Origin of the sequence: Janthinobacterium paucivorans, from assembly GCF_051380805.1 — a bacterium.
In the GTDB taxonomy this organism is placed as follows: Bacteria; Pseudomonadota; Gammaproteobacteria; order Burkholderiales; family Burkholderiaceae_D; genus Janthinobacterium; species Janthinobacterium lividum_D.
Genome location: NZ_JBNYXR010000009.1, coordinates 149,285 through 165,619 on the forward strand (window position 1 = coordinate 149,285; position 16,335 = coordinate 165,619).

The 16,335-nt window shown below is 60.9% G+C and carries 15 protein-coding genes and 1 pseudogene; 10 read left to right on the top strand and 6 right to left on the bottom strand.

Annotated features, from left to right (window positions below; all coding sequences use genetic code 11):
- The first annotated feature begins 10 nt into the window (after positions 1-10).
- Positions 11-457, top strand: coding sequence for a 6-carboxytetrahydropterin synthase QueD (queD, locus tag ACQ4V8_RS13100; RefSeq protein ID WP_010397859.1), 447 nt, complete (start codon positions 11-13; stop codon positions 455-457).
- Positions 450-959, top strand: a complete 510-nt coding sequence (tadA, locus tag ACQ4V8_RS13105) for a tRNA adenosine(34) deaminase TadA (RefSeq protein ID WP_010397862.1) — start codon at positions 450-452, stop codon at positions 957-959. The genes queD and tadA overlap by 8 nt, the downstream gene beginning before the upstream one ends.
- Positions 960-1,399: 440 nt before the next feature.
- Here tadA and ACQ4V8_RS13110 read toward each other — a convergent pair whose 3' ends face one another.
- The 6 genes from ACQ4V8_RS13110 to ACQ4V8_RS13135 all read right to left on the bottom strand — a co-directional run bounded on the left by ACQ4V8_RS13110 (position 1,400) and on the right by ACQ4V8_RS13135 (position 6,480).
- Positions 1,400-2,272 (bottom strand): CPBP family intramembrane glutamic endopeptidase, encoded by an 873-nt coding sequence (locus ACQ4V8_RS13110; RefSeq protein ID WP_436571617.1) that lies wholly within the window; start codon positions 2,270-2,272, stop codon positions 1,400-1,402.
- Between the two features lie 4 nt (positions 2,273-2,276).
- Positions 2,277-2,954, bottom strand: coding sequence for a DUF2987 domain-containing protein (locus ACQ4V8_RS13115; protein ID WP_157998731.1), 678 nt, complete (start codon positions 2,952-2,954; stop codon positions 2,277-2,279).
- 2 nt (positions 2,955-2,956) lie between these two features.
- Entirely contained in the window at positions 2,957-3,997 is a 1,041-nt protein-coding gene (locus tag ACQ4V8_RS13120) for a lysophospholipid acyltransferase family protein (RefSeq protein ID WP_436571618.1), read from the bottom strand.
- A gap of 19 nt (positions 3,998-4,016) precedes the next feature.
- Positions 4,017-4,958, bottom strand: a complete 942-nt coding sequence (locus ACQ4V8_RS13125) for a hypothetical protein (protein ID WP_436571619.1) — start codon at positions 4,956-4,958, stop codon at positions 4,017-4,019.
- Complete coding sequence (locus tag ACQ4V8_RS13130) at positions 4,958-6,238, bottom strand: hypothetical protein (protein ID WP_436571620.1); 1,281 nt, start codon at positions 6,236-6,238, stop codon at positions 4,958-4,960. The genes ACQ4V8_RS13125 and ACQ4V8_RS13130 overlap by 1 nt, the downstream gene beginning before the upstream one ends.
- Positions 6,239-6,354: 116 nt before the next feature.
- Positions 6,355-6,480 carry a hypothetical protein gene (locus ACQ4V8_RS13135; RefSeq protein WP_280720904.1) on the bottom strand — a complete coding sequence of 42 codons (126 nt, stop codon included), beginning with the start codon at positions 6,478-6,480 and terminating at the stop codon, positions 6,355-6,357.
- 396 nt (positions 6,481-6,876) lie between these two features.
- Between ACQ4V8_RS13135 and ACQ4V8_RS13140 the strand changes: the two genes are divergently transcribed.
- The 8 genes and pseudogenes from ACQ4V8_RS13140 to ACQ4V8_RS13175 all read left to right on the top strand — a co-directional run bounded on the left by ACQ4V8_RS13140 (position 6,877) and on the right by ACQ4V8_RS13175 (position 16,161).
- Positions 6,877-7,449, top strand: a complete 573-nt coding sequence (locus tag ACQ4V8_RS13140; RefSeq protein ID WP_010397874.1) for a hypothetical protein — start codon at positions 6,877-6,879, stop codon at positions 7,447-7,449.
- Complete coding sequence (locus tag ACQ4V8_RS13145; protein WP_436571621.1) at positions 7,449-7,694, top strand: helix-turn-helix domain-containing protein; 246 nt, start codon at positions 7,449-7,451, stop codon at positions 7,692-7,694. The genes ACQ4V8_RS13140 and ACQ4V8_RS13145 overlap by 1 nt, the downstream gene beginning before the upstream one ends.
- A 352-nt stretch (positions 7,695-8,046) precedes the next feature.
- Positions 8,047-8,904 (top strand): annotated as a pseudogene (locus ACQ4V8_RS13150) (Tn3 family transposase); the annotation flags it as partial.
- A 229-nt stretch (positions 8,905-9,133) separates the two neighbouring features.
- A complete protein-coding gene (locus tag ACQ4V8_RS13155; protein WP_436571622.1) occupies positions 9,134-11,509 on the top strand; it encodes a TonB-dependent receptor domain-containing protein in 2,376 nt (791 codons plus the stop codon).
- 61 nt (positions 11,510-11,570) lie between these two features.
- Positions 11,571-12,728: a hemin-degrading factor gene (locus ACQ4V8_RS13160; RefSeq protein WP_436571623.1), complete on the top strand. Its 1,158-nt coding sequence runs from the start codon at positions 11,571-11,573 to the stop codon at positions 12,726-12,728.
- A 162-nt stretch (positions 12,729-12,890) separates the two neighbouring features.
- A complete protein-coding gene (locus ACQ4V8_RS13165; RefSeq protein WP_010397888.1) occupies positions 12,891-13,832 on the top strand; it encodes an alpha/beta fold hydrolase in 942 nt (313 codons plus the stop codon).
- A 206-nt stretch (positions 13,833-14,038) separates the two neighbouring features.
- Positions 14,039-14,956, top strand: coding sequence for a muramoyltetrapeptide carboxypeptidase (gene ldcA / locus ACQ4V8_RS13170; RefSeq protein WP_070347236.1), 918 nt, complete (start codon positions 14,039-14,041; stop codon positions 14,954-14,956).
- Positions 14,957-14,961: 5 nt separating this feature from the next.
- On the top strand, positions 14,962-16,161 hold the full coding sequence (locus tag ACQ4V8_RS13175) for a DUF418 domain-containing protein (protein WP_436571624.1): 1,200 nt from the start codon (positions 14,962-14,964) through the stop codon (positions 16,159-16,161).
- The last annotated feature ends 174 nt before the right edge of the window (positions 16,162-16,335 follow it).

The following is a 16,335-nucleotide window of genomic DNA, read 5'->3' on the forward strand; positions in this document are numbered from 1 at the left end:
ATATAACAATATGCTGACTATCACACGCAAGCTCGAATTCGATGCGGGCCACCGCATTCCCGACCACAAAAGCCAGTGCCGCAACCTGCACGGCCACCGCTATACGGTGGAAATCACCTTGGTCGGCAAGGTCATCGAAGCGGAAGGCAATTCCGACAATGGCATGATCATGGACTTTTCCGACGTGAAAACGTTGGCCAAGCAACATCTGGTCGACGTGTGGGACCACGCTTTCCTGGTGTATGAAAAAGATACCGCCGTACGCGATTTCCTGGCCAGCCTGCCCGACCATAAAACGGTCGTCATTGACCGCATCCCGACCGTGGAAAATCTGGCGCGCATCGCCTTCGAGATCCTGAAAGCGGCGTTTACCGACCATTTCGGCACCGGCTTGCACCTGCATAAACTGGTGTTGCATGAAACCCCGAATTGCTGGGCAGAAGTGAGCGATGACTGAAATGCACGATAGCGTGCGCGACGCGCGCTATATGCAACTGGCCCTGGAGCAGGCCCAGCACGCGTGGGACCTGGGCGAAGTGCCCGTCGGCGCCGTTGTCGTCAAGGATGGGGAAGTGATCGCCGTCGGTTACAACCAACCGATCGGCCGCCATGATCCGACGGCGCATGCGGAAGTGATGGCGCTGCGCGCGGCCGCCGAAAAGCTGGGCAACTACCGCTTGCCAGGCTGCGAACTGTATGTGACCCTGGAGCCGTGCGTGATGTGCTCGGGCGCCATGTTGCATGCACGTTTGGCGCGCGTGGTGTACGGCGCGGGCGACCCGAAGACCGGTGCTTGTGGTTCCGTGCTGAACCTGTTCGCGCAGCCGGCGCTGAACCACCAGACGGCGATCGTTGGCGGCGTGCTGGCCGACGAGTGCGGCGCTTTCCTTAGGCGTTTCTTCGCCGAGCGCCGCCGCGCCCAGGCCGAAGCGCGCAAGCTGGCCAACCCGCCGGATTAATGCCAGCCAGGTGAGGGCAGGGTGGCCAAGTGCTTGCCCTGCCTTCCATGCCAGCCATCCCGGTTGGTTTTTTAGAAACTTTGCGAAAAAGCACTTATCTGGAGCGCTTTGCTATTCTCAAATAAGAATGATTCGCGTTACAGTGTTGTTTTCGCCAGCAAACTTCCCTTGCGTATCGTTATCGATCGAGGTTCAAGAGCCAGCCTTTACTCTTACACCGGATCATCATGACGACACTGTCTTTGCAGCGCTCTGCTGCGTTGTCAAGCGGCAGAGGTCAAGCCTGACAAGGAGGACAAGCGACGCGAGCTCAACCGTGCGATGTGCGTTCGTCCTGCCAAGGACGCTCGAAAGTCGGGCGCCCTTCCGCTGCGTGGTTGTCGTCAACAATACTGCCTCGCGCAAAACCGCCTGACACAAGGCACCGCGCTATTTCTGTTTCAAACAGCCGCCCGCCGCCACGACGGCTGTACGATCCGCGACGTGCGCACGCAGTGCATCAGCATGAGAATCCCCGCCAGCGTGCATAGGGTGGCAGCGACCACCGAGAGCTCGGCGCCGAACTGGCCGCCGGTGAGCCATTCGGCGCCGGTCAGGCGGGATTGAAACAGGCCCTGCTGGGCGTCGCCGGAGACAGCCACGGAAAAAATGCCGCCTTGGGAAAAATTCCAGGCGAAGTGGATGCCAATGCACAGCCATAGCCGGCGGGTGGCCATGTAGGCGGCGCCCAGCATGACACCGGCTTCGACCGCGATGACCAGGGCGCCGAGCAGACCCGAGCCGGGATTGGCGAAGTGCATCACGCCGAACACGAGGGCCGAGACGAACAAGGCTATCCAGCTTCCCAGCGCTTCTTCGAGAATGCGAAACAGGATCGCGCGGAACACCAGTTCTTCGAAGACGGCGCCGGTCACGAAGCCCGGGATGGTGGCGAGCATGGCCGCTACTTCGTTGCGGCCACTGATCTGGTAGGCGCCTGCGCCGGCCAGAGTCGTCATGCACAGGGTGAAAAGCAGCGCACCGATGCCCAGGCCCGCCGACAATTCGACGGCGGCGCCGTTGCCGCCAAGCTCGCCGACGCGACGCCGTTCGATCCACCGTACATAGCCGGCGTAAGCGCCGAGGATGCACAGCACGCTGATGCAGGCGAAGGGCCAGCGCATGGCGGCGCCGACGGTCATGTAGTAATGTTTTTTCAACGGCGCCAGCGCCGCCATTGGCGCTAACACGCACAGCAAGGCGATCACGATGCGAACGCATGCCCAGCCTGCTTGGCTGGCACGCAGCGAGGGCCATGCCGCTCCGTCGCGCATGGCTTTAGTCCTCGATGAAGTCGACGGACTGCGGCCGCTGCTGCAGCGTCACGCGGGGATTGGCCGCCATCGTTGCTTCATCGAACGGCAACTGCAGCACGCCGTTGCCGTCGGCGTTGACAACCCGCTCTTGCTCGCCGGAGCGGATGGTCGCGCTGGTGCGCTGGCCGGCGGGAAAGCGCATTTGAACGCCGACAAAGGTGGGCATCAGAAAACGCATCATCCCGGCCTGCGACTTGATCAGGGTGTTGACCTGGCGCACGCTGTCCATCAGGGCGGCATAGTCGAATTGCAGGCCGGCCGGCAGGACCGGGGTAACGGAAAACGAGAACCCGGCTTTTTCGCCGGCAGGCATGCTGGTCAAGACCTTGGGATTGTCGCGTGCCCACAGTGCATGGATCACCGGATCGAAGGTGCCGTCGGCGCCCACCACGATGCGCTTGCTCTCGTCGCCGTGAACGACAGTGAACACCACGTTGGCCGGCGCGATTGCCGGATTGTTCGGCTTCATCGTGCCAAGCATGCGCAATTTGTCACGCTGCGCTGCCGGGGCGGCGTAGAACTTGTCGAGGCTGGTGATTTTCATCAAGTTGCTGTAACTGGTCCATTCGCGGTCGGCGCACAGCGCGGGAGCGCAATACAATGCGGCGCAATACAGCGTCAGTGCAGGTAGGAATTTCATGGTCATGCCTCTCTTGGTATGGCGTGCATGGTGTCGGGGCAAGGCCCGGCGGATTGCATCGTCTTTATTTCCCGCAGGATTGCCGGCCAGTCGGGCAGCAAGGCGCTAAAGTGGCAGGTCGACGCGGCGAGCGTTTCCAGCCACTCTCTGCCGTCGCCGGCGCTCGACACCAGGCGGTCGGCCAGCAGGTCGCCGATCCCCTGCAAATAAAACCAGTGCTCGGGCGAATGGCGGATCTGGGCTTCGAGCTCGCGAAAGATCGCCGCAGTCAGGCCGGCGATATCGGCTTCCAGGTCACCGCTGCGCTCGAACACCAGGGGTCGGCCCAGCTTCAAGGTCGAAGCGAGCCCATCGCCGGGGCAGTTGTAGCCGACGATCACGGTAGCGCGGCTTTTCAATGCAAACAGCGCCGTGCCCGCCATCGCTGGGACGAGCCGGCCGAAAAATGGCACGTATAGGGCGTGGCCGCTGATATCGAACACGTCCGGCATCATCGTCAACGCTTCGCCCCGTTTCAGCACGCGCAGCGCTTTTATCACCGCGGTTTGATCGTTGAACAGGGCATTGAAGCCATAGCCGAGGCCCTTCAATAAGGTTTCGAAGCCTTCGGAGGTGCGGTTTTTCGAAGGCGGATTGTAGAATGCGTTGACGGTTTTCGCGTGGCCGATTTCCTTGATCAGTTTCAGGCAGCCGGCCGGGAAATTACCGTAGTGCGGTGTTACAAAAATGACCGGAGCAGCGCTTTGTTTCACCGCGTCGAGCTGGACTTTTCCATCGACCTGGACATTGCGCTCGATGAAGTCGCTCAACTGCCCGGCCGACAGTCCCGACATGTGTTCCTTCATCAGCATGAATTTACGCATCGACAACTGATAGCGCACGTACAGCGCCGCCTTGGCCTGCTCGCTCAGATGGGGAAAAGCGACGCCGACCGAGGTGGCGAACTGTTCTTTCGCGTTCCTGCTGGCGGCGGTGGGCAAGGCCAGAGCGAGGCGGGCCATGGCGATGCGGCCCAGCAGCAGCAATTCTGAAATTGATCGCATGGTGGCGACTCCTGTTCACTTAAGCGGCATCGCGCATGGCGGCAATCCGCGCCATGGCAAATTGGTGGGTATGGTCGAGCAGGCCGCCGCGCGCCTGCTTCCACATAAGAAAGTACGCTTCCAGTTGCTTGAGTTGATCGTTGCGCTCGATTCGACGACAATGCAAGCTGGCCCGGTACAACTGCGGCCAGGACAGGGTATGGGCGGGCATAGCGGCCGCCACCGCCGCCAGCTGCGCGCACAACCATTCCAGGGTGCTGCGCATTGCGCCGGCGGGATCGGCCACGCGGCACGCCGCAGCGTCCCATGCAACTAGGTGCAAACCAGCATCGGGCCCGGCAGCGGCGTGGCCGATGGTCAGCAAGGTATTGATCGAGTGTCGGCACAACAAAGGCTCCAGCAGCGAGAAACGGCAAGGCTTGTCGAGGAAAGTCACTGGCGCCGTCGTGCCCGTCCCCAGTGCGTGCAGCTCGGGAAAGCTGACGTAGAGCAGCGGCGCGTCGCTATTGGCGGCGGCCTTCACGTGGCCGATCACATCTTGGGTAGAGCAGCGCGGCAGGGAGCGGTCCGCCAGCGGTATTTCCTCGAGCACCGTGCGCAGCGCCGCGCTTTCGACCAGTATCAGTGGCATGCGCGCGTCGTTGGCCAGGTCCCGCATCAGCTGGATCGCCGCCGTGTTGAACGGCAAAGCGAGCAGGCAGGAACCATGCTCGAGCGCGGTAGCGAGCGTTTGCCGGACGGTGCCGTGCGGCAGCTGTGCGCTGGACTTGACGCTGATGCTGCGCAGAGACTGCCGCTGAACCAGCGCGGCCTGCGCCAGTGCGCCGGTGTCCTGATCGGGTCCGAAGAAATAGGCAGTCCCCCGGCTTGCCTGATCGAGCAGCTGGGCGTCGCGCCGCTGATGGACACGGCGCGCGCCGGCGGGAAGGAAACGCAGCATCAAACGGCGTGGGAAACGCATCAGATTTTCTCCAGGGAAGGCGTTGCACATGCGACAGTGGCGCGGGCCGTCTGCACACTGGCAACGATCTCAGACAGTGCACGGCGAAGCTTGTCAAGGAAGAAAAAGCTGCCGAGCAAAATCATGATTGGCCAAAACAAAAGTGCGCAAAACGCCCCGGCCGCCACGACTAGCTGCCATACGTGATCGATGGAAACGGGTCGCAGCGCTTGCGCAGCGGCCGACAGTTTCGGCAGCAAGGTGGTGGCCAGCAAGCCCACTTCACGCGCCAGGAACAGGCCGAAGTAGACGAAGTAGCCGATGCTCAACACGGAATACGCGTACAGCACGCTAGAGCGCACACTGGGCCCGGCCAGCGCGCGTTTCCTCATCAACATGGCGATCATCGACGCTGTCGACTGGCGCACCTGCTTGTGCAGATTGTGCAAGCCGCTCAGATCGGACAGCAGCCAATAGCCGTCGAATTTGAACACCGGATTGAGCGTGAACAACATGGTGAACGTGATCAGCCAGACCAGCTTGAGCGCCATGGGATCGCCGGTGAGCAGGGCGAAGGCATCAACGGCAATAAGAAAGATCGACTGAAAATACACACCGCCCAAGTCGACCACTGCCCGCTGTTTCGCCGGCAACATCCAGGCGGCGGTGACATCGGCATACCAGGCGGGAAAAATGAAGTACAAGCCAACACCGATCGCCCCGTGCCGACACTTGAAGTAGCGGCAGGCGCTGGTATGGCCGAGCTCGTGAATCAGGCCGCTCAACATGAACAGCGCCAGCATTTCGGCCGATTGGCCGGCTGTCCAGGCGCCGTGTGCGGTGCGCATTGCTGCCGGCAAGACCGCGATATGCAAGACGGCAAACGCCAGCATGAGGGCGATTGCCAGGCGCGGCGCGAACAACCAGGTCAGGAAACCGGTGACGCGGGTGGCCGCGCGGGCCGGCAGCAAAGTGAGGCTGAAAAGAAAAGGCAGCTCGCGCGTGGCTGCGGGCGCGCCGGCGAACAACGCGGGGGGCAAGCTTTGCGCCAGTTCTATCAATTGCTCGGCGGGCACGCGGTGGCCGCTTTCGGCCTCGAAGTAGTTTGCGAGCTGTGCGCTGTCGGCGGGCTGATACAGCAGGGCCACCACCAAAGCGCGGGTCTTGCCAGAAACGAGAAAATAACTGTCTTCCAAGGCCAGCAAAAACCGGGGAGAAGGGGAAACGGCACTGTCCTGGTACAGAGTGATGCCGATGCCGGGTTTGAGCCGCGGAACCGGCAGCGTGCTGGGAAGAGGCATGAGGTGGGTCCTGGCGACGATCAAGACGGTTGGACACGCCAGCTACGCCGGAGGGCGCAGCCGGGTGCCGATCAGGAGCGGGGCGCTGGTGCCCCGCTAGCCGGCACTTCCTAGAATCAGGACTCGAAAGTGCAGGTGCATTTCCAGTCGGTGCCTGGCACTTCTGGTACAGCTTCCATTTCAAAGCGGGCTTCCAGTGCTTCGATCGAGAATTCTTCGGTCATGACATTCGATGCTTTCATTTGAGACTCCGTAGTAGGTTGGATTGGAACGCCACATCGACGGTGACCGGACACCCGCTTCTTCGAACCGGGCTGCTTCAACCACGTCAACGCGCAGGGCTTCGCGCTGCCCTTGAATGCACCAGCGGCGCCTGTCTTTCAGCGTAATGCTGATGAACTTCGGTACCGCATCTGCTCTCAACTGCTGAGCACACTCTAACCATGAAATTTATTACTGTCAAACAATATTTATTTGTTCTTTTACGATAATTTAACGGGCTTCTCCGGTGCCAGCCCGCAGTCCCGATTTGCTTGCACGCCCGGATAACTCCAAGTCATAATGACCTTATAATAGGAAATATTTTTTACGATAAGAAGTATTGTAAAAATAATTTTTTAACTTTATTCAATGAGTATATGAATACTAGCGGCTTTACCAATCCTGGCCCGTTGCAGCTCACCCGCATGTGCCAGATTATCCGTGGGCTGCTGCTGACTTTCCTGTTTGCGCAGCTCGGCCTGTTTCTGCTGTCGTGGATCATCGCGTCGCCCCTGAGCATCGGCCCCATGCACGTCGAGCTCGGGCCCGACGGCATGGCGCCAGAATCGGTGCACGCCTTGTCTTTACTGCAGCGCATGGTCGGCATGGCGGTGGGGCTGCCCGGGCTGTTGGGTTTGAGCTACGGCATTTTCCGCCTGGGGCGGGCCCTGGCCAATTTCCAGAAGGGTAAAATATTCGCGGTGGACACGATCGGCCACCTGCGTGCGTCCGCCGGTGCCATGCTCGTGTCGGTTGTGTTGTTCAATCTGGAAAAACCCTTGCGCGGCGTTGCCTTGCACCTTGCCGGTAGCACCAGCCACTATCCGCTGGCGCTCGAAGTCACCTCAAACGAACTGCTGTTGATTCTGGTGTGCAGCCTGTTTTATCTGATTGCCGGCGTCATGCATGAGGGCCGTCGCCTCAGTGAGGAAAATGAGGGTTTCATCTGATGGCAATCATCATCAACCTCGACGTGATGCTGGCGAAGCGCAAACTCAAATCCAAGGAGTTGTCAAGTTACATCGGCATCACCGAACAAAACCTGTCCCTGCTCAAATCAGGCAAGGTACGCGGCATCCGCTTTTCCACGCTCGATAAGATCTGCGAACGCCTGGGATGCCAGCCCGGTGACATCCTCGAGTGGCGTGAAGGGGGGGAGGAGACGGATGATGACGGCGGCGGCATCGACGGGTGATGGGCGCGAGAAAGGCACGTCGCGACGCAGGCAGAGGGTCACGTCTGACAAGCGGACACGAACTCTGCCGTACTAGCGTGCGACTTGCCTCTGCTTATCGCATCGTTTCCGTTTTCCAGACGTGACTAGTGTGATTGTTGCGGGCGCGTCAGAAAATCCAGGGTGGCAGAGACATCATTGATGCCACCGCCCACCGCCCACCGCCTCAAATCCCATAATACGACCGCTCCGCTGCCCGCACCTTGCGGCGGTGGTGGTCCTGTGTTCCATGTGCTCATCCATCGTGGCGTTGTTGGCGTGGTAGGTGTAGCGGCTCGCGTTTGAAACGTGCCATGCTCGCATTCGACGCGTTTTCACCCGCCACTTCATGCGCCTCAAAAGCGGTGCGCAGGTTCAGAACAAGACCTTGCTGCTGTCGGCGATCTTAGCTGACTCGATGAACCTCGGCTTGACCAAGATGGCGGAGTCGAGCCCGGCGCGCGCTATTTCAACCTGCTCAGACACCGCCCGATTCACGGACCATGTGTTCGCGCTGATGCGCATGCTGGCATTCCGCTTCGCGCCGCGCATCCGGGATCTGGGCGACACCAAGCTGTATTTTTCCGCAGCAGTTGGGGAATATCCCAGGCTGAAGATCATGATCGGTGGCACCCTGAACATCAAGCATATGCGCACCCTTTGGGACGATATCGTGCGTCTAGCCTCGTCGATCAAGCACGGCACCGTGACGGCATCGCTCATGCTGCGCAAGCTCGGCAGCCATCCGCGCCAGAACGGCCTGGCGATCGGGTTGCGCGAGCTGGGGCGCATCGAACGGACGCTGCTCATCCTCGACTGGCTACAAAGCGTTGAACTGCGCCGACGCGTGCATGCGGGCTTGAACAAGGGCGAGGCGCGCAACGCATTGGCCAGGGCGGTCTTCATCCACCGGCTTGGCGAGATCCGGGACCGATGCTTCGAGCAGCAGCGCCACCGCGCCAGTGGATTGAACCTGGTGACGGCCACCATCGTCGTGTGGAATACCGTATACCTTGAACGGGCGACGCAAGCATTGCCCGAAGCCGGCAAGCTGCCCGACGACGGCATGCTGCAATACCTGGCGCCGTTGGGCTGGGAACACATCAACCTGAGCGGGGACTAGGTTTGGCCGCAGAGCCGCAACATTGAAGAGGGAAAATTCCGCCCGCTTCGGACTGGCGGAAATTATTAGCGTAATATTTTTCCGAATTCTGTGGGCGCCCCTATCCCTATGTCAGCCATGTCAGCCCTCCCGGCTGATTTTTTTGAAAACATTGCGATAAAGTATTTATCTGGAACGCTTTGCTATTCTCAAATGAGAATGATTCGTGTTACAGTGTTGTTTTCGCCAGCAAACTTCCCTTGCGTATCGTTATCGATCGAGGTTCAAGAGCCAGCCTTTACTCTTACACCGGATCATCATGACGACACTGTCTTTGCAGCGCTCCGCTGCCCCCGCCGTATTGACCTCCCGCCTGCCTGTGCGCCGGCACAACCTGGTGCTGCGCGCCGCCTTGCTGGGCCTGTTTGCCGCACCGTTGCTGCCCGTGGCTGCGCAAAATAGCGCCATCAATGCGGCCATCAATGCAGGCACTGCCGCGCAGGAACCGGCCAAGCTGCCTGTCTTCCCGGAAATCGTCGTCAGTGCCAAGCAGGATGACGCGCGCCGCGCCGGCACCAAGAGCGTGCTCGGCAGTGAAGACCTGGAGCGCCGCAATGTGACGGAAATGGCTGGCATCGTGCGTTACCTGTCTTTGATTACGGCACCAGTGGCCGCTTCGGGCAGTGGCGCCGTGTGGGATGGCGCGGGTAACACCGGCTACAACATCCGTGGCCTGGAAGGCAACCGTGTCAGCCTGGAACTCGATGGCATTGCCCTGCCCGATGCCGCACCCAAGCCGGACGGCAATACGCTCAACGCCTTCGGCACGGGCCGTGATTATTTTGACCCAGAAACTTTCCGCGAAGTGCGCATCGATTCGGGCACGACGGCCGTCAGCGGCGCCAGCCCTGGGCTGGGCGGCGGCGTGGCCTTCATCACCAAGTCGCCCGACGATTACCTGGGTGAAGGACAGGACCATTACGTGGCCTATAAGTACGCCCGCGCCACGGCAGATCGCAGCAATGCGCACACGCTGACGGGGGCCGCCAAGATCGGCGCCAAACTGCAAGGCCTGGCCGTGTTCGTACACCGCGATGGCGAGCAGACGGACAGCCGTGGCAGCACGGCGCCCAACCCCGATGACTGGCATTCGAATGCCTTGTTGTCCAAGCTGGTGTGGGCCTTGCCGGGTGAGCAAAAGCTGGACTTGACGGTCGACATGTTCGAGCGCAAGAACAAGCGCGATCTGCGCAGCAAGGTCGCCACGTTTTATCCGACCGGCGTGCAGCAGGAGTCCGCCACCAAGCGCACGCGCGTGAGCCTGGGCCATGCGGTGGCACTGAAGGATTTCGTGCTGTTCGAGCGCCTGACGTCAAAAGTGTATCTGCAAAATGCGAAAACCGATGACAAGACGCAAGGCCGCTACACCTACATGACGCCGGCGCAGCGTTCTATCGAGACGAGCTTCAGCAATGACAGCATCGGCGTAAGCTCGGAAGCGTTCAAGCACATCAATGCCGACAATGCACTGCTGTATGGCGTGCAACTGGAACAGCTGAAAACGCGCCGTCCGTGGCGTGAGGACCGTCTCATCATCGCCACCGGCCAGCATCAGATTACCAACAAGAACCGCATGGCCGATATGGATAGCACCAAGCTGGCCCTGTACGTGCGCGATGACCTCAGTGTTAACCTGGCTGGCAAGAAGGCCGTGCTGACGCCAGGCTTGCGTGCCGATTACCGCAAGGATGCGCCTAAAAATTTGCAAAACTACGCCATCGGTGTGCCCGGTGCGGCCAAGGAGGTGCGTGCCGAAAGCGACACCTACTTCACGCCCAGCCTGAGCCTGTCGGTGGAAGTGCTGCCGCAAATGGATGCGTATGCCACCTTCACGCGCGGCACGCGCCTGCCAACGGCGGCCGAACGTACGGGCACTTACGATTCCATCAGCTATACGGGTGTGGGGCAGGGCTATGCCGTGCTCGGCAATGCAAATTTGCGCAAGGAAACCAGCGAGGCGTATGAGCTGGGCTTGAAGGGCGACGTGAGCAAGGGCTTGAGCATGCATGCCTCGCTCTACCAGACGCAATACACGAACATGATCGAGTATGTGACGCAAAAGGATGACCCGGTGAATTATCCCACCATTACACGCGGTTTGTTCCGCCCGGACAACATCGGCAATGCCCGCACCTGGGGCGCCGAGTTGACCCTGCGCGCGGAATTGGGTGCCTGGGCGCCGTCCTTGCAGGGCTACCACGTCGACCTCGCTACCGGCGTGGCCAAGGGCCGCTCCTTCAATACCCGGACGGGAAAAAGCGCTGGCCTGGCCTCGGTGGCACCGGCCAAGTCGGCCTTGACCGTCGGCTATGACCACGCGGCCCAGTTGTTCGGCCTGGCGCTGACGGCGGTGCATGCAGGCGCCAAGCAGGCGCCGGAAAACCCGCTCACCGGCGACTCAAGTGCGCTGTTTACCGTGCCCTCGTACACCATCTTCGACTTGGCGACTTACTGGAATGTGCACAAGAACGCCAAGATTGTCGTGGGCGTGTACAACTTGACGGATCGCAAGTACTGGGATTATGCGTCCGCCCGCAGCCTCCTCGCCGGCACCACGGCGAGCAACCGTGCCGAGATCGAACGCTATGCCAAGCCTGGCCGCAATGTCGCCGCCAGCGTCAGCGTGAATTTCTGATTTTTACCGGGGAGGGGTGTTTGCCCCTCTATTTTTCCATGTTTGATTGAATGGTCTTTTTATGAAGTTATCCAAACTCGTTCTATCCCTGCTAGGCAGCCTGCTGATTGCAAACGCATACGCGGCCCCAGCCACTTTGGCGGAACGCTGGTCCACCTTGCGCTTGGAGCAGCCGAAGCTGCAGATCCGCGATGCGGCGCGCGCGCTGGGGGTGTCCGAAGCGCAATTGCTGGCAAGCAATATCGGCAAGGGCGTCACGCGACTGCAAGCGGACGGCAATCAGCCGCGCGAAATCATGCGCGCCGCGCTGGACTTGGGTACGGTGCAAGCGATCACGCGCAATGAAAACGGCGTCATCGAAACGACGGGCGTTGCCAGCAAATTCAAGCAGGCGGGCGACAAGTCGGAACAGGCCGACGTCAAGCAGGATCCAGAAACCGAAGCGCGCCAGCGCAATATCGCAGGCGGCTACCTGGGCGGCAAGATCGACCTGCGTTTCCACTTTGAAAACTGGAAATATGCATTTGCCGTGGAGCAAGCGGGCCGCGATGGCAAGCCGACGCGCAGCCTGCAATTCTTTGACGCCAACGGCACTGCAGTGCACAAGATTTATGTGCGCAGCGAAGCGGGCGTGGCAGTCTACGACAAGCTGGTGGCAACGTTCCGCCAGCCACAGCAAAGCACCGAGCTGAACGTGCTGGCCGTGGCGCCCAAGGTAGTAGAAAAGCCGGATGCCGAGATCGACGTCAAGGAATTCCAGCTAGCCTGGACAGAGATGACGGATGTGCACCAGTTTGCGCAAATCATGCGTGAATTCCATGTGACGCGCGAACAGGCCCTGCGCCTGGCGCCGCCCGGCGTAGCCGAGCGCGTGACGCCGGCAGCGCTGCGCACCCTGCTGGAAAATGCAGCCAAGGACAAGGTCGCGATCATGGTCTTCCTGGGCAATGAAGGCGTGACGCAGATCTACAGCGGCAAGGTCGAGAAAACCATGGCCGGCGGCGGCTTCTTCAACGTGCTGGACCCGGACTTCAATCTGCACATCCGCGACACGGCGCTGCGTAGCGGCTGGGTCCTCAAGCGCGGCGGCGTTACTTCCGTCGAATTCTTCGATAGCGATGGCACGCAAGTGGTTTCCTTCTTCGGCGTGCGCGAGCGCGGCAAGCCGCAGCCACAGGCTTGGGTGGAGCTGGCCGATTCCTTGCCAAAAGCCAAGTAAGCCGCAGCGGCGAGATGGCAGCGTTGCCGTCCGGCGTATCGGCGCGGCAACAGTTGGACTGCGCGCCGCGTGCCGGTCTCATGTCTGACGCACCTTAGTGGTATGCTAAGCGCAAGGCCGCAGCGATGGTGCCTGCGTGCTGGTTCCTGAAGAGAGGCTATCATGGCAACCATCATGGCGAACGGCCTCAACATAGCGTATGAAAGCGACGGCAAGCCGGATGATCCGTGCGTGCTGCTGGTCATGGGTATGGGCCTGCAGCTGATCTCCTGGCCGGAGCACTTTGTCGAAGGCCTAGTCGAACAAGGCTACCGTGTGGTGCGCTTCGACAACCGCGACAGCGGCTTGTCGAGCAAAATGGCGCAGGCGGGCAAGCCGTATCTGCCGCTGGCCTACGTGAAGAGCCTGCTGGGCTGGCCCCTGAAAACTTCCTACACCCTCGACGATATGGCCGACGATGCGCTGGGCTTGCTGGCAGCCCTGAGCGTAGATCAGGCGCATGTGATCGGCGTGTCGATGGGTGGCATGATTGCGCAAGTGATGGCGGCCCGCGCGCCGCAGCAGGTGCTCAGTCTGACCTCCATCATGTCGAGCAGTGGCCGGCGCGGCTTGCCCGGCCCGACGCGGGCGGCGCGCAATGCTATATTGCAACGTCCGAAACGCAATGCCAGCGGCGTCGAATTGCTGGCGCACATGGCAGCGACCATGCGCGCCATCGGCAGCCCCGCCTATCCCGTGGCGGAAAAACTGCTGAACCAGCGTATCGAAGCGGCGCTGCAGCGCAGCAGTTGCCCTGAAGGCGAGGCGCGGCAAATGCTGGCCATTGCCGCCTCGGGCGAACGCACGGGCTTGCTGGCGAGCATCCGTTGCCCGGCACTGGTCATCCATGGCGCACACGATCCCCTGATACCGCTCGCCTGCGGCATCGATACTGCGGCCTTGATCCCAGGCGCGCAACTGGAAGTGATCGAAGGCATGGGGCACGATATGCCGCCGCAGCTGATCGAGCGTCTGCTCGCCTTGATCGATGTGCATCTGCAAGGTAAGATGGCGCCCCAGATACGCTTCCAGCGATCTCAAGTAACCCGCAAGAAATTAGTGTAATTTCTGGCTTCCACAAGCGGCCTGTGCGATGTTGCCCGCAGTTTGCAGTGCAGCCTGTACTTGTACTTGTACTTGTACTTGTACGTGCGCTTGCACTGCGTCGTGGCAGGCGCCTTGCATAGTATCGGCAACTGTTTGTCATCCATTTACAAGCCCATGCCGGGGATTACTTTGCCGCACCCACCACTCGACTTGCTAGGCATATTTTGAAGACACCTGAGATTGGCATCGCCATTGTGGCACCGGGCGGTTGCGCGCCCGACGAAGCGGCCGTGGCGCGCGGCATTGCCCGCTTGCAGGCGCAAGGCGCCACGGTTCACAATTACTACGACCCTGAGCAGACATTCCAGCGCTTCGGCGGCACGGATGCCGGACGTTTGGCGCAGCTCAACGCGGCTGCGGCCGACCCGGACGTGCAAGTGGTGATCGCCTTGCGCGGCAGTTATGGCATCAGCCGCATCTTGCCCGACATCGATTTCGAGCGCATGGCCGACAGCGGCAAGCTGTTTGTCGGCTACAGCGATTTCACCGCTTTCCACATGGGCTTGATGGCGAAAACGGGCCGTGCCAGTTTTGCCGGCCCGATGCTCTGCGACGATTTCACCCGCGACGACCCCGAGCAATTTACGCTCGATCAACTGTGGTCTTGCCTGGCCGGTCCGACGCACACGGTGACGGCCACGGCAGCGGGCAATGCGCAGCTCGATGTGACCGGAACCTTGTGGGGTGGCAACCTGGCGATGTTGCTTCACTTGCTGGGCACGCCGTATTTCCCGGACATCGATGGCGGCATATTGTTCCTCGAAGACGTCAATGAACACCCCTACCGTGTCGAGCGCATGCTGCTGCAATTGCTGCATGCGGGCGTATTGCATCGCCAGCATGCGGTGGTGCTCGGGGATTTTTCCGGCTATAAACTCAGTCCCATGGATAAGGGTTACGATGTCGACGCCATGCTGGCCTATGTGCGCCAGCGCTTGCCCGTGCCCGTACTGACGGGGCTGGAATTTGGCCATATCCGCCGCCGCCTTACCTTGCCGTTCGGCGGCCTGGCGCGGCTGCAATCGGATGCTGCCGGTTTCAGCCTGCAGGTCAGCGATTACCCAACCTTGTCACGCGCGTAAATGCCATGAGCGCCAAGAGCGCCGTGAACGCCAAATCCGGCAGGTTGCTGCAGCTCGATGTGCTGCGCGGCATCGCCGTGTTTGGCATCTTGCTGGTGAATATATGGGGTTTTGCCTGGGGCACGATTTCCTTGCGCTACGGCACCTTGCCCGCGCCGCCGCCGGTACTGGACCAGCTCCTCATTTTCGCCGTGGCGGCGCTGGCACAATTGAAGTTTTATCCCATCTTCGCTTTTTTGTTTGGCGCCGGCTTTGCCTTGCAGACACGCTCCTTGCAGCGCCGGCTGGGCAGCCGGGAACAGGCGCAAGCAGCGTATCGACGGCGTTTGCGCTGGCTGCTGGCATGCGGCCTGTTGCATGGTTTTCTTGTCTGGAGCGGTGACGTGTTGAGCTCGTATGCCGTTGCCGGCATGCTGCTACTGCCGCTGGCGTCCGCCAGACTCAGCCGCGTGCGCAACTGCGCCTGGCTGGTGGCAGCCGGCTTCCTGCTATTCATTTGTCTATTGATTCCTGTGGGCCAGCAGGGCGGCGCAGCGGACACGGCGCGCGAGTTGCGCAGTTTTGCCGACCGTTACGCGATGTACACGCAAGGCAGCGCGTGGGACGTGGCCTTGCTGCGTGCCAATGACTATCTGGTCTCGCTGCTATACGCCAGCATCATGTTGCCGCATATCATAGTGTTGTTCTTGCTGGGCATTTTGTGCGTGCGTTTCGGTTGGCTGACGCAGCCGCAGCGCCACCAGCGCCTGTGGCGCCGCGTGCGTGCCGTGGGACTCGGTGTGGGTTTGCCGTTCAACCTGCTGGCGGCCATCGCCATCGCCTGGCAAGTGGCGGATCCCTATCAAACTGCGCTCGACACGGCCCTGTTCGAGGTGGGTCTGTTCGCCGGCGGCCCACTGCTGGCGGCCGGCTATGTGGCTGCGCTGATGCTGGCCGGTCCCTTCATGCTGCGCTGGCTGGGCACATGGCTGGCGCCCGTGGGACGCATGGCCTTGAGCAATTATCTGCTGCAATCGCTGCTCGGCACCTGCTTGCTGCAGGGGCCGGGCCTGGGCTGGGGTGCTCGATTGCGTCCGGCCGAGATGCTGGGACTGGCCGTGCTGATCATGCTGGGGCAGGTGCTGCTGAGCCGCTATTGGCTGCGCCACTTCAGTCAGGGGCCCATGGAAGCGCTGTGGCGCCGCCTTGCGCGCCTGCCGACGTGACTGAGTCGCTATCTCGGCTGTAAGCACCGGGCAGCCTCCCTTGCGTAAGCACCGCGCAAGCGTCTATGATGATGACAGGCAAGGCGATATCGGCTCGGACTGTCACATCTATTTATTAAGATATTGCGATATCGCGATATATGAATTAGAATGTCTGTCTCGTTGCCCCGCAGA

Excerpts from the sequence above, each read along its gene's own strand:
- queD (WP_010397859.1), top strand. The coding sequence starts at position 11 with ATGCTGACTATCACACGCAAGCTCGAATTCGATGCGGGCCACCGCATT.
- tadA (WP_010397862.1), top strand. The coding sequence starts at position 450 with ATGACTGAAATGCACGATAGCGTGCGCGACGCGCGCTATATGCAACTG.
- ACQ4V8_RS13110 (WP_436571617.1), bottom strand. The coding sequence starts at position 2,272 with ATGCGCGACGGAGCGGCATGGCCCTCGCTGCGTGCCAGCCAAGCAGGC.
- ACQ4V8_RS13115 (WP_157998731.1), bottom strand. The coding sequence starts at position 2,954 with ATGAAATTCCTACCTGCACTGACGCTGTATTGCGCCGCATTGTATTGC.
- ACQ4V8_RS13120 (WP_436571618.1), bottom strand. The coding sequence starts at position 3,997 with ATGCGATCAATTTCAGAATTGCTGCTGCTGGGCCGCATCGCCATGGCC.
- ACQ4V8_RS13125 (WP_436571619.1), bottom strand. The coding sequence starts at position 4,958 with ATGCGTTTCCCACGCCGTTTGATGCTGCGTTTCCTTCCCGCCGGCGCG.
- ACQ4V8_RS13130 (WP_436571620.1), bottom strand. The coding sequence starts at position 6,238 with ATGCCTCTTCCCAGCACGCTGCCGGTTCCGCGGCTCAAACCCGGCATC.
- ACQ4V8_RS13135 (WP_280720904.1), bottom strand. The coding sequence starts at position 6,480 with ATGAAAGCATCGAATGTCATGACCGAAGAATTCTCGATCGAAGCACTG.
- ACQ4V8_RS13140 (WP_010397874.1), top strand. The coding sequence starts at position 6,877 with ATGAATACTAGCGGCTTTACCAATCCTGGCCCGTTGCAGCTCACCCGC.
- ACQ4V8_RS13145 (WP_436571621.1), top strand. The coding sequence starts at position 7,449 with ATGGCAATCATCATCAACCTCGACGTGATGCTGGCGAAGCGCAAACTC.
- ACQ4V8_RS13155 (WP_436571622.1), top strand. The coding sequence starts at position 9,134 with ATGACGACACTGTCTTTGCAGCGCTCCGCTGCCCCCGCCGTATTGACC.
- ACQ4V8_RS13160 (WP_436571623.1), top strand. The coding sequence starts at position 11,571 with ATGAAGTTATCCAAACTCGTTCTATCCCTGCTAGGCAGCCTGCTGATT.
- ACQ4V8_RS13165 (WP_010397888.1), top strand. The coding sequence starts at position 12,891 with ATGGCAACCATCATGGCGAACGGCCTCAACATAGCGTATGAAAGCGAC.
- ACQ4V8_RS13175 (WP_436571624.1), top strand. The coding sequence starts at position 14,962 with ATGAGCGCCAAGAGCGCCGTGAACGCCAAATCCGGCAGGTTGCTGCAG.